The organism is Thermostichus sp. MS-CIW-34 (assembly GCF_054060435.1).
In genome coordinates this window covers 75,877-88,511 of sequence record NZ_JBSSDE010000010.1, presented here as the reverse complement: position 1 = coordinate 88,511, position 12,635 = coordinate 75,877, and the positions used below count along the sequence as shown (strand labels likewise).

Genomic DNA, 12,635 nt, shown 5'->3' with positions numbered 1-12,635 from the left:
GCGGGATACCGCCATTCTGTTTGGAAACAAACAGAATGCTATCGCTGCATAGTTGAACAGTGATGTTCAGCAGTGTTCAGCGTAAATGTATCAGAACAAGCTCTGCTCTGTAAACAAGCGTACACTCCAGGGGGCGGTGATGCCGTTGTAGAAGGCCAACCCCAAAACGGGCAGGCTGAGGAATCCATAGGCAATCTGGGCCAAAGGGATCCCGAGGGCATCGGGGATGAGGCTGTTGTCTCCCAGAGGGGCGATGAGCAGCAGCTTCTGCCAATGGTGGGGCTGTAGGCGGGCCGAGCGCAGCACAAACCCTGCCGAGAGGGAATTGGCAATGACGTGACACGGTCGCCCGATCACCTGCTGGACAAAATCCCCGATCATCTCGGCATAGAGGCTGCCGGTGTACTTCAAATCTGGACGTTCTGAGTTGCCCCACCCCAACAAATCCAGAGCATAGACTTGATAGTGCTGCCCCAGCTCCGCCATAATTGCACGAAACTCATAGCTGGAGGAGCCTGCCCCAATGCCGTGCAACAACAACAACGGCTGGCCGGATCCCGTGACCTTGTAAAACAGGCGATGACCCCGCCAGAAGTGATGCCTTTCCTCTCCCGGCAGCAGGCTCTGCAGAGGCTGAGTTTGGGAAGAGATCCAAGCGTTGAAAACGGCTAGAGCACCCAAGCCGCCGACAGTAGTCCAGAGCCCGATCTTGAGAACTTGGCTCAGCTCTTTCATCCTCAGCAGCCCAGCTAGGGAACCTACTTTTTCTTTAGGCGGTAGGTGATGCGCCCTTTGTTGAGGTCATAGGGGCTCAGCTCCACCTTAACCCGGTCGCCGGGCAAGATCTTGATGTAGTTGCGGCGAATTTTGCCGGAGATATGAGCGAGCACGTTGAAGCCGTTGTCCAGATCCACTCGGAACATGGCGTTGGGCAGGGATTCCGTAACAACCCCCTCCATTTCAATGGCATCTTCCTTAGACAATGAGCCCTCCCAAAAACGACATAACAAACAACAGAACAATCCACAGCCGCGACGACACGCGCTGTTAAGAAATGAAAATATACTCCATCTCTTCTATCCTAACCGTTGCAGTCCTTCATCAGGGGATCCCTTAGGACTGAAAAGGCGTGCGATCGGTCAAAATTTCTGCTCCAGACTCGGTGACCAAGACCGTGTGTTCAAACTGAGCTGACCAAGAGCCATCTACTGTGACCACCGTCCATTGGTCTGGCAACACTCGGGTTGCCTCTCCCCCCGCATTCACCATCGGCTCAATGGCCACTGTCATGCCGGAGCGCAGCTTGGGATTGGGCAGATCGCGGGTGCGATAGTTGGGAAACTGCGGCTCCTCGTGCAGGTTGCGCCCCACCCCGTGACCGACATACTGCTTCACCACAGAATAGCCCCGCCCCTCGATGTAATCTTCAATGGCACCCGAGACATCCTGAAGCCAAACGCCGTGGCGCACGTGGTCGATGCCCGTCTGCAGGGCCTTGGCCGCAGTATCGATCAGATCCCGAGCTGCGTCGCTCAGGGGTTCCAGGCCGATGGTGATACAGGAATCCGCATGCCAGCCCTCGACGATGGCACCAAAATCCACTTTGACCACATCTCCCGGCTGCACCACTTTACGGGGACTGGGGATCCCGTGCACCACCTCATGGTTGACACTGACACAAACGCAGGCGGGAAAGCCGTAGTAGCCCTTGAAACTGGGCAAAGCATTGAGTTGGGCCACCCGTCTCTCAGCATAGGTATCGATATCTGCCGTAGTCCAGCCCGGCTCTAGGCGCTCCGCGATCTCCTGCAATACTTGGGCCACCACCCGACCGGCCCGCCGCATTTTCTCCACTTCGCGGCGAGATTTGATCTCAATAAGCTGCATGCCCCGCCGCTGGGGGGAATTTCCAGCTCCTGCTCTGATCACGCCGTCCTCCTGAAGCCTTCCAAAAGAGCCTGCAGATGTTCCTGTACGGATTCCATCGGCTGGTTGCCGTTGACCCGCTGCAAGCGCCCCTTGGCCTCATAAAAATCAATTAGGGGAGCCGTCTGCTGCCGATAGACCTCCAGACGCTTGAGAATCACCGACCGATCCGCATCATCGCTGCGCCCCTGTTCCTTGCCCCGGGCCAGCAGCCGGGCCACCACCACCTCATCCGGCACCTCCAAGTTGAGGACGTAGTCATAATCTTGGCCCAGCTCTTGCAGCAGCTCTTCCAAGGCCTCTGCCTGGGCTAAGGTGCGAGGAAATCCATCTAGGATCCAGCCCTGCTCTGGAGATTGCTGCAACTGCCCCTTCACCATTCCGATCAGCACCTCGTCGGGCACCAGCTCTCCCGCATCCATGTAAACCTTGGCCTGGCACCCCAGGGGCGTTTGGGCTTTCACCTCGGCCCGCAACAGATCGCCTGTGGAAATTTTGGGCGTGTGGTAGATGGCCGCCAGCCGCTCCGCCTGTGTACCTTTGCCCGCCCCCGGCGGCCCCAGAAAGATCAACCTCGGCACTACTGTTTGACCATCCCTTCGTAGCGTTGTGAGATGACATAAGTCTGGATCTGCTTGGAGGTCTCGATCGCCACCCCCACCAAAATCAGTAGCGAGGTCGCCCCCAAACCTTGGAAAGTGGTGATGCCGGTTGCCCGTTCCACCGTCGTCGGGATGATGGCCACCGCGCACAGGAACAAAGCCCCCAGCAGCGTCAGCCGGTTGAGGATCCCTTCGACATACTCGGCAGTGGCCTTGCCCGGGCGTACCCCTGGAATGCTGGCCCCCATCTTCTTCAAGTTTTGAGCCAGATCCACCGGGTTGATGAGCAAAGAGGCGTAGAAGTAGCTGAAGAAGAGGATCAGCACGAAATAAAAAGGAATGTAGAACCAGGAGGTGGGGGATAGGAAGTTGGCCACCTGCACCAAGGTCAGGTTTTGGGTGTACTGGGCCAAGGCCAAAGGCAGAGACATCACCGAGTAGGCGAAGATGATCGGCATCACCCCCCCCTGGTTCAGCCTCAGGGGCAGATAGCTTTTCTGCTCGCGGAACAGCTTGTTGCCCACCTGGCGCTTGGCGTAGACGATAGGGATCTTGCGGCTGCCTTCTTGGACAAAGACAATGCCGACAATGGTGACCAAAAAGATTGCCAGCAACAGCAAGATGCCACCGATGGTGCTGCTATCGGCACGGGCCAGGCTAATAGTCTGTCCGAGGGCACGGGGCAGAGTGGCAACAATGTTGACGAAGATCAAGAGCGAAGGGCCACTTCCCACCCCCTTCTCCGTGATCATCTCTCCCAGCCACATCACAAACATGGATCCTGCCGCCAGAGCCAAGGTGGTGGAGGCCATGAAGGCCAACTCATTGGTGGTACTGGCAAACTCCCGCACCCAAAAGGAAATGCCAATGCCCTGGATAATGGCCCAGCCCAAGGTGACATAGCGGGTGTATTGAGAAATCTGCCGCCGCCCCTGTTCTCCCTCGTTTTTCTGCAGGTTCTCCAAGGCTGGAATGGCCGAGACCAGCAACTGCATGATGATCGAGGCGTTGATGAAGGGCAGGATCCCAAGGGCGAAAATTCCCAAAGCAGAAATCCCCCCGCCGGAGAAGACATCCAGCAAGCCAAACACAGGGCTGTTGGCAGCTTCGGCAGCAAAGCGGGCCCGATCGATACTGGGAATGGGGATGTAAATGCCCAGTCTGACCAACAGCAGCAAGCCCAAGGTGAGAAACAGACGGCTGCGCAGGCCAGAGGCCATAGCCATCTGCATAAAGGTCTCTTGGGCAGAGGGGGCGGAACCTCGTGTGTCAACCATAGGGAAGAGAATCTCGCGGGAGCAAAGGGCAAGGTTAGCTATCTACCACTCTACGCTGCTGGTGGAGCAGTCGGCAAAATCAAAGCAAAATCAAAAAAGTGCAACTCAGCGCCACCCGGCAGAAGCCGGCCAGAGCAGCGGGAAGGGGCGGTCTAGGATCCCAAAATCTCCACCCGACCTCCGGCTGCCTCGATCTTGGCTTTGGCTGAAGCGGTAATAGCCGCCGCCCTGATCGTCAGGGGCACGCTGACTTCCCCATCTCCCAAGATCTTCAGCGGGCCATCGTTGGTGGTGACGATCCCTCGTTCCATTAAGCTTTGCAGGCTGACCTCGCTGCCGGCAGGCAGATCCGCCAAGGCGCGCAGGTTGACCAGGGTGTATTCCAGACGCCGCGTGTAGCGGGGGAAATGCTTAAGCTTGGGCAAACGCCGGTAGAGGGGAGTCTGCCCCCCTTCAAAGCCGGGTCGTGTACCACCCCCCTTGCGGGCCTTTTGCCCCCGCATCCCCTTGCCACAGGAGGCCCCCTGCCCGGCAGAAACGCCACGACCTAGCCGCCGCCGCCGCCGCGTCGAACCTGCTTGAGGCCGAATGTCTTCCAGTCGCATGGCTACCTCTAGCTCACTTGCTCAATATCACCTGTCCATCACTTGCCCAATAGGCGGCGCACATCGATGTCTCGGTCTTGGGCCACCTGCTTGAAGGTACGCATCCGCCGCAGCGCATCGATGGTGGCACGGGCATTGTTGAGGGGGTTGCTGGATCCCAGTTGCTTGGCCAAGCTGTTGCGTACACCCGCCAGCTCCAGAACGGTGCGGACTGCCCCCCCTGCGATGACGCCTGTGCCGGGAGCTGCTGGCATGACCAAGACGGTGGCACCGCCGCCTGCCCCCTGCATGGGATGGGGTACGGACAAACCTTTGGTGAGGGGCACCTCAATCAGGTGCTTTTTACCGTCCACAACTCCCTTGCGTACTGCTCCGATCACATCGTTGGCTTTGCCTACGCCAACCCCGACTTGGCCCCGCTCGTTGCCGACCACCACCACAGCGCGGAAGCTCAACTTCTTGCCGCCCTTGACCACCTTGGTGACGCGCCGAATCTGGATGACCCGCTCTTGCCACTCCGTGGGCTGCTCTTCGCGGCTTTTCTTGCTTCTGCGACGTTCCCTCTGCTCAGCCATGTGCTGTGTCCTCAGTAGCTAGAACTGTAACCCTGCTTCTCGGGCAGCTTCTGCCAGGGCTTGAACGCGCCCGTGATAGAGCTTGCCCCCCCGATCGAAAACCACGCGGGAAATGCCCATCTGTAAGGCTCGTTCGGCAACTGAGCGGCCCACCAAGGCAGCCGCTTCTTGAGTAGCCGTCCCGGTTTCTTTGAATTTTTCGCGCAGCTCCCTGTCCAAGGTGGAGGCAGAGGTTAAGGTATGCTGGGCTACATCGTCGATCACCTGGGCGTAGATGTGTCGATGGGAGCGAAACACGGCCAGGCGAGGCCGCTCGGCAGTGCCAAAGACCTTGCGGCGAATGCGTCGATGACGACGTTGGGTGGTGATTTTGCGGCTGGTTTTCATAGGACTCCGTCCCGCTTTCGCAATAGGCTATTTACTTCTTCGCTTTCCCGGATTTACCCGCCTTGCGGCGAACTTGTTCCCCTAGATAACGGATCCCTTTCCCCTTGTAGGGCTCTGGGGGCCGGACGGCTCGGATACGGGCGGCAGTATTGCCCACCAGTTCTTTATCTGTGCCTGAGACAACAATGATGTTGTTTCCCTCAACGGCAATTTGGATGCCAGGGGGAAAGGGGATCTCCACAGGGTGACTGTAGCCGACGTTCAAAACCAACTTGCTGCCTTGGATGGCAGCCCGGTAGCCCACGCCCACCAATTCCAGCCGCCGCTCAAATCCCTTGGACACTCCGTCTACCATGTTGGCGACCAAGGTGCGGCAGAGGCCGTGCAGTTGGCGGGCAGGCCGAGAATCGTTGAGACGGCTGACCGTGAGCATCTGAGCGTTTTGCTGGACTGTGATCAAGGGCGGCAAACTGCGGGACAGTTGACCTTTCGGGCCTTTCACTGCAATGTGTTGGCCGTCGATCTGGATCTCCACCTTGGCAGGAAGGGCGATGGGGCGTCTACCGATACGGGACATGGGAAAAACTCCTGACCAGAGAAAACTTAAGGTCTAGTAGACAAGACAGAGGACTTCACCACCAATGCCCTGCTTACGAGCCTCCCGGTCGGTCATGATGCCGTTGGAGGTGGAGATGATGGCGATCCCAATTCCTCCCAGCACTCGGGGCAGCTCTTTGTGGTTGCGGTAAACCCGCAGGCCGGGTCGGCTCACCCGCTTTAGACCATTGATGATGGGCCTGCAGTTGCGGCCTTTGCCCTTGTACTTCAATCGCAACACCACCCGGGCTTGGATCCCTTCTCCCTCCTCCTTCCATTCGCTGACGAACCCTTCCTCATGAAGAACGCGAGCGATGCTGCGGGTCATGCGGGTGGCCGGAACTGCCACCGACTCGTGCCGAGCCATGGTGGCATTGCGAATGCGGGTGAGCATATCGGCGATCGTGTCGTTGGTGTGGGCCATCAGTGCTCCTCGGAAGATCAATCAAGGAAACTCAGGGTGGGCAAAGCTAAGAGGCAAAGGGCATGCCAAAGGCTTTGAGCAGGGCACGGCCCTCTTCATCGGTTTTAGCAGTGGTCACAATGGAGATATCCATACCTCGCAACTGATCTACAGAGTCATAGTTGATTTCGGGAAAAATCAGTTGTTCGCGGATGCCGAGGGTGTAGTTGCCTCGTCCATCAAAGGCCTTGGGGCTGACACCGCGGAAGTCACGGATACGGGGCAGAGCAATGTTGATCAGGCGATCCAAAAACGCATACATGCGCTCCCGCCGTAGGGTTACCATCAGGCCAACCGGCATGCCCTTGCGAATCTTGAAGCTGGCAATTGCCTTTTTGGCGCGGGTGATCACCGGACGCTGACCGGTGATGGCGCTGATCTCGGCAATGGAAGATTCCAGAGCCTTGGCATTTTGGGAAGCTTCCCCCAAGCCGCGGTTGATCACGATCTTCTCCAGGCGGGGCACCTGGTGGATGTTGGTGTAGCCCAACTCCTTTTGCAGCTTGGGGACGATGACGGTGTTGTAGAGGATTTGCAGACGTTGGGGCATGGTGGCTTCTCCTTGCGGCTCTGGGCTGGGTCAGAGCCAAACCAATGATGGAAAAAAGAATGTAATGCCTAGTCGAGAATCTCACCCGTTTTCTTAAGGACGCGAACCTTGCGACCATCGGCGGTGATTTGATAGCCGATACGGCTGGCCACCTCCTGCTTCTTGGAATAGGCCATCACTTTGCAGACGGGAATGGGAGCTTCCTTGGTCTCAATTCGGCCACTTTCCCCTTCTCGCTGGGGTTTACGGTGGTAGGTAACAATGTTAACCCCTTCCACCAAAACCATGTTGCGCTCGGGAAAAACGCGCAGCACCTCGCCGATTTTGCCCTTATCATCGCCAGAGATCACCTGCACGGTATCCCCTTGCTTGATACGCATTTTGTAGCGCAGGCTGTTGCGGTGCTTGCGAATGCCGGGGCGCCGAACTAGGCGCTGAATTTGGCTGGGTTTGAGGGGGCGAACCATCAGAGTACCTCCGGGGCCAGGGAGATGATCTTGGTGAAGTTTTTCTCCCGCAGCTCGCGGGCTACAGGGCCGAAAACACGAGTTCCACGGGGGTTGCCGTCGTTGTTGATGATCACGGCGGCGTTGTCGTCGAAGCGGATGCACATGCCGTCAGGGCGACGTACCGTATCGACGGTGCGGATAACAACGGCCTTGACAACATCGGATTTTTTGACGGGCATGTTGGGCAGGGCATCCTTGACGACACCAATGATCACATCGCCCAAGCTGGCGTAGCGACGGCCACTGCTGCCCAGCACGCGAATGCACATCATCTTGCGAGCACCGGTGTTGTCGGCCACCGTCAGCATAGTTTGCTGCTGAATCATAGTTTCTTCACCTCCCTCAGGATTTCGGCAACTTGCCAACGCTTGGTGCGGCTAAGGGGACGGGTTTCCGTGATGCGCACCAGATCCCCTTCTTGACAGCGGTTTTCCTCGTCGTGGGCCTTAAACTTCTTGGTCTTGACGACGATCTTGCCGTACTTCGGGTGAGCAACTCGATTTTCCACAGCAACAACCACCGTTTTTTGCATCTTGTTGCTGACCACAATGCCAATCTTCTCCCGAACAGCCATTACTCCTCCTTGGTTGGGCGTTTGCCCCGCTTACGCTCTCCCTCCACAGTTAGTAGTTGCGCCAGCTTGTGTTTGCGCAGCCGGATGAGATGGGGCTGGTTCAACTGCCGCGTGGCCTGCTGCAAACGCAGCTCAAACAGCTCTTTCTTGACGGCGTAGATTTCGTTGCTCAGCTCTTCGTCCGATAAAGCACGGGCATCAGCAATTTTGGGCATGGGCATGGCTGAACTCTCCTCATACACTGCTGGTGGCCACCTCTGAAGCCGTTGCCTGGGCGGGCTCTGGCTTTTCAAAGTCGGCTTTGGTTACAAACTTGACCTTAATGGGCAGCTTCTGGGCGGCAAGGCGCATGGCTTCTCGGGCGATGGGCTCTGCCACTCCCCCCATTTCGAAGAGGATACGGCCCGGCTTGACGACACAAACCCAGTACTCAGGGTTGCCTTTGCCGGATCCCATGCGGGTTTCAGCAGCTCGCTGAGTAACGGGCTTGTCGGGAAAGATGCGAATCCAGATTTGGCCACCCCGCCGAACATAGCGGGTCATGGCTCGACGGCTGGCCTCGATCTGTCGAGCTGTAATCCAGGCGGGTTCTAGGGCCACAAGGCCGTATTCCCCAAAGTTGATGCGGTTGCCACGGGTCGCTTTGCCTTTCATGCGCCCGCGCTGTTGCTTGCGGTACTTGGTGCGTTTGGGGCTTAACATGGCCGTTCCTTAAGTCAACTGCGATAGGGATCCCTGGACGTTCCGGTGTTGGCCCTCAGGCCTCCTGAGCCGAGCGATCTTCAAAGGTGGGCCGCCGCCGCTGCTGCCGACGTTTGGGCTGTTGCAGGGGAAACTTCTGTTCGTGGCGTTCCTGCCCGGGCAGAACTTCCCCTTTGAAGACCCAGACCTTGACCCCGATGATGCCGAAAGTGGTGTGGGCGAGGTGCTCGGCGTAGTCGATGTCGGCCCGCAAAGTATGCAAAGGGATCCGCCCCTCCCGCGTCCATTCGGTGCGGGCAATCTCGGCCCCGTTGAGACGCCCGGCAATTTGGATTTTGATCCCTTGTACGCCTGCCCGCTGGGCCCGTTGGATTACCTGGCGCACGATGCGGCGAAAAGCAATCCGCCGTTCCAACTGTTGGGCGATATTTTCCGCCAGCAAGGTCGCTTCGGCGTCGGCACGGGTGACCTCTACTACATTGATGCGAATGGTTCGTTCGCCGCCACCTCGTGAACCAGGGCTTTGTCCCGCTAGCGCGGACAGCTCTTTCTGTAGACCTTGGCGCAAAGTCTCTAGGCCGGATCCGCCCCGACCCACAACTACCCCAGGGCGAGCAGCCCGGATCTCCAGGTCAATTTGATCCGCTTTGCGCTCGATTTGGATATCGGCCAAACCAGCACTGCTCAGTTGCTTGGTCAGGTAGGTGCGAATCTGGTCGTCCTCCTGTAACAAGGCTGGGTAGCGGGCTGGATCGGCAAACCAGCGGCTGCGATGCTCCTTAATCACGCCGAGGCGGAAACCGGTGGGGTGGATCTTCTGTCCCATGGTGGTGTCGGTTGAAGGGTAAAGGGCTAGAAATACAGGAGGTTAAGAGGCCGTCGCCGCTTCAGCTTCCTCTATGGGCCGGACGGCGATGGTGATGTGACAGGTGCGCTTGCGAATGGGGTAGGCCCGCCCTTGGGCGCGGGGGCGAAACCGTTTCAGGACGGGCCCCTGATCAGCATAGGCCTGGCTGATCACCAGATCCCAGGGATCCAAGCCGTTGTTGTGCTCTGCGTTGGCCACCGCCGAGCGCAGCACCTTACGAACCGGCTCACAGGCAGCGTAGGGCATGAACTCCAAAAGAATCAGGGCATCGGCATAGGTGCGCCCACGGATCTGATCCAACACCCGCCGCACTTTAAAGGGGGACATACGGATATAGCGGGCTACCGCTTTAACCTCAGGGGATGAATCGGCCATGGCCCTCTCCTTGCCTACTCGATACTTTCCTGTTCGTTATTCCTCTCAACGGCGAGCGGCTTTTTTGTCGCTCCCCGCGTGACCGCGGAAGGTACGGGTGGGAACGAATTCCCCCAGCTTGTGACCCACCATCTGATCGGTGATGTAGATGGGCACGTGTTGCTTGCCGTTGTGAACGGCGATGGTGTGGCCGATCATGACCGGCAAGATGGTGCTGGCCCGCGACCAGGTCTTGATCATGTGCTTCTCGTTGCGCTCGTTCATCTTCTCCACCTTGAGAAGCAGCTTGGCATCCACAAAGGGGCCTTTTTTCAGCGAACGTCCCATAAGAACCTCAACCGTTTGATAAGCAATTCACTGTCGAAAAAGCTTCGGGGAGCGAATGGCCAGCGGCTACTGAGCAGCCCTTCCGCCCTTGTCCCGGCGGCCTCCGCGACGGCGACCGCGCACGATGAATTTGTTGCTGGGCTTGTTGCGTTTGCGGGTCTTGTACCCCAGGGTGGGCTTGCCCCAAGGGGTGACAGGGGTACTGCGGCCTATGGGGGCTCGCCCTTCCCCGCCGCCATGGGGATGATCCACAGGGTTCATCACCGAGCCACGCACCTTGGGACGGCGCCCCAACCAACGGCTACGACCCGCCTTGCCCAGGCTGATGTTGTTGTGGTCAACGTTGCCCAGTTGGCCGATGGTGGCGTAGCACTCGCCGCGGATCATGCGGACTTCGCCGGAGGGCAGCTTGAGGGAGACATATTTGCCTTCTCTGGCCACCACTTGAGCGCCAGCCCCGGCGGCGCGAACGATCTGCCCGCCGCGACCGGGATACAGCTCCACATTGTGAACCACCGTTCCCAAGGGGATCCGCTCCAGGGGCATGGCATTGCCGATCTCAAAGGGGGCCTCTGGCCCGGCCATGATGGTGGCTCCCACCTCTAGGTTGCGGGGAGCGAGGATGTAGCGTTTCTCTCCGTCTTCGTATTCCACCAAGCAGATGTGGGCGCTACGGTTGGGATCGTACTCCACAGTTTTGACGGTCGCCGGGATCCCCCGCTTGTCGCGACGGAAGTCGATGATGCGGTAAAGCCGCTTGTGGCCACCACCGCGGTGCCGGCAGGTGATGACGCCACGGTTGTTGCGCCCTTTCTTGCGGTGAATAAATTGCAGCAGCGACTTTTCCGGTCTGGGCCGCTTGCCGTTCTCGTCACGGGACAGCTCCTCGAAGTCAGAGACCGTCATGTGACGGGTGCTGGGGGTGTAAGGTCGGAGAGTACGAATGCCCATGGCTCGGGTAGGGGTGGGGGATGGGATGACAACAACTCAAAAAGGGGGGTTAGGTGTCCGGGAAGAGGGTAATGGAATCTCCCTCGGCCAAGGTCACAATGGCTCGCTTGGGACGGGTGCGATAGCCAACGAAGCGGCCCACCCGCCGCTGCTTGCGCGGGGGCTTCAGGGTGTTGACGGAAGTGACTCGCACGCGGAACATTTCTTCGACAGCAGCTCGGATGAGCGGCTTGGTGGCAGTGGGCAGCACTTCAAAGACGTATTTGCGCTGCTCCTTCAAGGCGGTTGCCTTTTCGGTGATGACGGGGCGCAACAGGACGTCGGCCAGGATCCGCTTGCTCTCAGTCATCGCTTTCCTCCTCTGCTGGGGCTGCTTCGGCCTCTTCTACCGTTGACGGCTCTGCTCCTTGAGCCAGTTCTTCTGCTGGATCTTGGGGCTCTTCGGTTTGCTCTTCTGGCCCCTGCGGATCTGCTGGACGTCCTTGGAGGGCAGCTTGGTTTTCCTGGGCCTCAGGTTGGGCTGGGGTTTGCTCTGCTTCCTCGTGTTCGCTTTCTGGAACGGCCTGATCTTCCGGCCCATCTCCGGGCAGGGCCTGATCTTCGGCTAGGTCGGCCTGAGGTGCATCCTCAGAGGGAGTCTCCAGAACTGCCGGCGCAGCGTCGGATCCCCAACGGGCCTTGAGTTGCTCTAGGGCAGAAACGGTGATCAGCACCCAATCGACGTTGAGCAGATCGAAAACGTTGATCTGATCCAGGCCGATCAGCTTAACGCGGGCGATGTTGCGCACGGCCCGCTCTACGGCTTCCGAGCGTTCGGCAACGATGAGCAGAGCCGATTGATCTTCCATCACCCCCCAGCGCAGCAAAGCCTGGGCCACAGCACGGGTTTTGGGCGGGTTGAGCTGCTCCTGGAAATCCTCCACGACGATCAGGTCTTCCACCCGACTTTGCAGAGCGGTGCGCAGGGCCAGTTGCCGTTCTTTGCGGTTCATGGCCAGGTTGTATTCCCGCTTGCGGGGGCCGAAGATCACCCCCCCTTTGCGCCAAAGTGGGGAGCGGATGGAGCCGGCACGGGCCCGACCGGTGCCTTTCTGCTTCCAAGGCTTGCGACCGCCGCCGCGCACCTCAGCTCGGGTCTTGGTGTGGGCGTTGCCCTGACGAGCATTGGTCATCTGCCGGCGCAGTGCCAGATAGAGGATGTGGGCGGCTGTTTCGGGACGAGCAACTTTAAGGCTCAGCTCCGCGCTGCCCACCGTTTCCCCTTGCCAATTTTTCACCACACAACTTGCCATGGTTTCCTCGTCTTTGCGGATGCGGGTCAGCCTTGGTTTCACCCAGGGATCCCTC

The 12,635-nt window shown here is 58.7% G+C and carries 22 protein-coding genes; all 22 read right to left on the bottom strand.

Annotated elements, in window-relative coordinates; all coding sequences use genetic code 11:
- Nucleotides 1-90: 90 nt before the first annotated feature.
- The 22 genes from ACVWYY_RS05485 to rplD all read right to left on the bottom strand — a co-directional run bounded on the left by ACVWYY_RS05485 (nucleotide 91) and on the right by rplD (nucleotide 12,622).
- Nucleotides 91-735, bottom strand: a complete 645-nt coding sequence (locus ACVWYY_RS05485) for an alpha/beta fold hydrolase (protein WP_457439815.1) — start codon at nucleotides 733-735, stop codon at nucleotides 91-93.
- Nucleotides 736-758: 23 nt separating this feature from the next.
- Entirely contained in the window at nucleotides 759-983 is a 225-nt protein-coding gene (gene infA / locus ACVWYY_RS05480; RefSeq protein ID WP_011434173.1) for a translation initiation factor IF-1, read from the bottom strand.
- Nucleotides 984-1,113: 130 nt separating this feature from the next.
- Nucleotides 1,114-1,887 carry a type I methionyl aminopeptidase gene (gene map / locus ACVWYY_RS05475; protein ID WP_414349590.1) on the bottom strand — a complete coding sequence of 258 codons (774 nt, stop codon included), beginning with the start codon at nucleotides 1,885-1,887 and terminating at the stop codon, nucleotides 1,114-1,116.
- Nucleotides 1,888-1,925: 38 nt separating this feature from the next.
- Entirely contained in the window at nucleotides 1,926-2,507 is a 582-nt protein-coding gene (locus ACVWYY_RS05470; protein WP_011434171.1) for an adenylate kinase, read from the bottom strand.
- A complete protein-coding gene (secY, locus tag ACVWYY_RS05465; protein ID WP_414417376.1) occupies nucleotides 2,507-3,805 on the bottom strand; it encodes a preprotein translocase subunit SecY in 1,299 nt (432 codons plus the stop codon). The genes ACVWYY_RS05470 and secY overlap by 1 nt, the downstream gene beginning before the upstream one ends.
- Before the next feature lie 152 nt (nucleotides 3,806-3,957).
- A complete protein-coding gene (rplO, locus tag ACVWYY_RS05460; RefSeq protein WP_414355942.1) occupies nucleotides 3,958-4,410 on the bottom strand; it encodes a 50S ribosomal protein L15 in 453 nt (150 codons plus the stop codon).
- 38 nt (nucleotides 4,411-4,448) lie between these two features.
- The gene (rpsE, locus tag ACVWYY_RS05455; protein WP_414344276.1) at nucleotides 4,449-4,985 is read right to left on the bottom strand and encodes a 30S ribosomal protein S5; all 537 of its coding nucleotides are present in this window, start codon (nucleotides 4,983-4,985) and stop codon (nucleotides 4,449-4,451) included.
- An 18-nt stretch (nucleotides 4,986-5,003) separates the two neighbouring features.
- Nucleotides 5,004-5,372, bottom strand: coding sequence for a 50S ribosomal protein L18 (rplR, locus tag ACVWYY_RS05450; protein WP_414380878.1), 369 nt, complete (start codon nucleotides 5,370-5,372; stop codon nucleotides 5,004-5,006).
- A 31-nt stretch (nucleotides 5,373-5,403) separates the two neighbouring features.
- The gene (gene rplF / locus ACVWYY_RS05445; RefSeq protein WP_011434166.1) at nucleotides 5,404-5,949 is read right to left on the bottom strand and encodes a 50S ribosomal protein L6; all 546 of its coding nucleotides are present in this window, start codon (nucleotides 5,947-5,949) and stop codon (nucleotides 5,404-5,406) included.
- A 33-nt stretch (nucleotides 5,950-5,982) separates the two neighbouring features.
- Nucleotides 5,983-6,393: a 30S ribosomal protein S8 gene (rpsH, locus tag ACVWYY_RS05440; RefSeq protein WP_011434165.1), complete on the bottom strand. Its 411-nt coding sequence runs from the start codon at nucleotides 6,391-6,393 to the stop codon at nucleotides 5,983-5,985.
- A gap of 46 nt (nucleotides 6,394-6,439) precedes the next feature.
- Nucleotides 6,440-6,982 (bottom strand): 50S ribosomal protein L5, encoded by a 543-nt coding sequence (rplE, locus tag ACVWYY_RS05435; protein WP_414355946.1) that lies wholly within the window; start codon nucleotides 6,980-6,982, stop codon nucleotides 6,440-6,442.
- Between the two features lie 68 nt (nucleotides 6,983-7,050).
- Nucleotides 7,051-7,449 (bottom strand): 50S ribosomal protein L24, encoded by a 399-nt coding sequence (gene rplX, locus ACVWYY_RS05430; RefSeq protein ID WP_414389715.1) that lies wholly within the window; start codon nucleotides 7,447-7,449, stop codon nucleotides 7,051-7,053.
- Nucleotides 7,449-7,817 (bottom strand): 50S ribosomal protein L14, encoded by a 369-nt coding sequence (gene rplN, locus ACVWYY_RS05425; protein WP_011434162.1) that lies wholly within the window; start codon nucleotides 7,815-7,817, stop codon nucleotides 7,449-7,451. Before rplN ends, rplX begins: the two co-directional genes overlap by 1 nt.
- The gene (rpsQ, locus tag ACVWYY_RS05420) at nucleotides 7,814-8,065 is read right to left on the bottom strand and encodes a 30S ribosomal protein S17 (protein ID WP_011434161.1); all 252 of its coding nucleotides are present in this window, start codon (nucleotides 8,063-8,065) and stop codon (nucleotides 7,814-7,816) included. Before rpsQ ends, rplN begins: the two co-directional genes overlap by 4 nt.
- Nucleotides 8,065-8,286, bottom strand: a complete 222-nt coding sequence (rpmC, locus tag ACVWYY_RS05415) for a 50S ribosomal protein L29 (protein ID WP_011434160.1) — start codon at nucleotides 8,284-8,286, stop codon at nucleotides 8,065-8,067. The genes rpsQ and rpmC overlap by 1 nt, the downstream gene beginning before the upstream one ends.
- Before the next feature lie 13 nt (nucleotides 8,287-8,299).
- Complete coding sequence (rplP, locus tag ACVWYY_RS05410) at nucleotides 8,300-8,767, bottom strand: 50S ribosomal protein L16 (protein ID WP_011434159.1); 468 nt, start codon at nucleotides 8,765-8,767, stop codon at nucleotides 8,300-8,302.
- A 55-nt stretch (nucleotides 8,768-8,822) separates the two neighbouring features.
- Nucleotides 8,823-9,593 carry a 30S ribosomal protein S3 gene (gene rpsC / locus ACVWYY_RS05405; RefSeq protein WP_457385386.1) on the bottom strand — a complete coding sequence of 257 codons (771 nt, stop codon included), beginning with the start codon at nucleotides 9,591-9,593 and terminating at the stop codon, nucleotides 8,823-8,825.
- Between the two features lie 42 nt (nucleotides 9,594-9,635).
- The gene (gene rplV / locus ACVWYY_RS05400) at nucleotides 9,636-10,010 is read right to left on the bottom strand and encodes a 50S ribosomal protein L22 (RefSeq protein WP_457387574.1); all 375 of its coding nucleotides are present in this window, start codon (nucleotides 10,008-10,010) and stop codon (nucleotides 9,636-9,638) included.
- A 45-nt stretch (nucleotides 10,011-10,055) separates the two neighbouring features.
- Nucleotides 10,056-10,337: a 30S ribosomal protein S19 gene (gene rpsS, locus ACVWYY_RS05395; protein WP_414331934.1), complete on the bottom strand. Its 282-nt coding sequence runs from the start codon at nucleotides 10,335-10,337 to the stop codon at nucleotides 10,056-10,058.
- 66 nt (nucleotides 10,338-10,403) lie between these two features.
- A complete protein-coding gene (rplB, locus tag ACVWYY_RS05390) occupies nucleotides 10,404-11,288 on the bottom strand; it encodes a 50S ribosomal protein L2 (protein ID WP_457393077.1) in 885 nt (294 codons plus the stop codon).
- Between the two features lie 49 nt (nucleotides 11,289-11,337).
- Nucleotides 11,338-11,637 carry a 50S ribosomal protein L23 gene (locus ACVWYY_RS05385; protein WP_457393075.1) on the bottom strand — a complete coding sequence of 100 codons (300 nt, stop codon included), beginning with the start codon at nucleotides 11,635-11,637 and terminating at the stop codon, nucleotides 11,338-11,340.
- Entirely contained in the window at nucleotides 11,630-12,622 is a 993-nt protein-coding gene (gene rplD, locus ACVWYY_RS05380; RefSeq protein ID WP_457402995.1) for a 50S ribosomal protein L4, read from the bottom strand. The genes ACVWYY_RS05385 and rplD overlap by 8 nt, the downstream gene beginning before the upstream one ends.
- Nucleotides 12,623-12,635 lie beyond the last annotated feature (13 nt).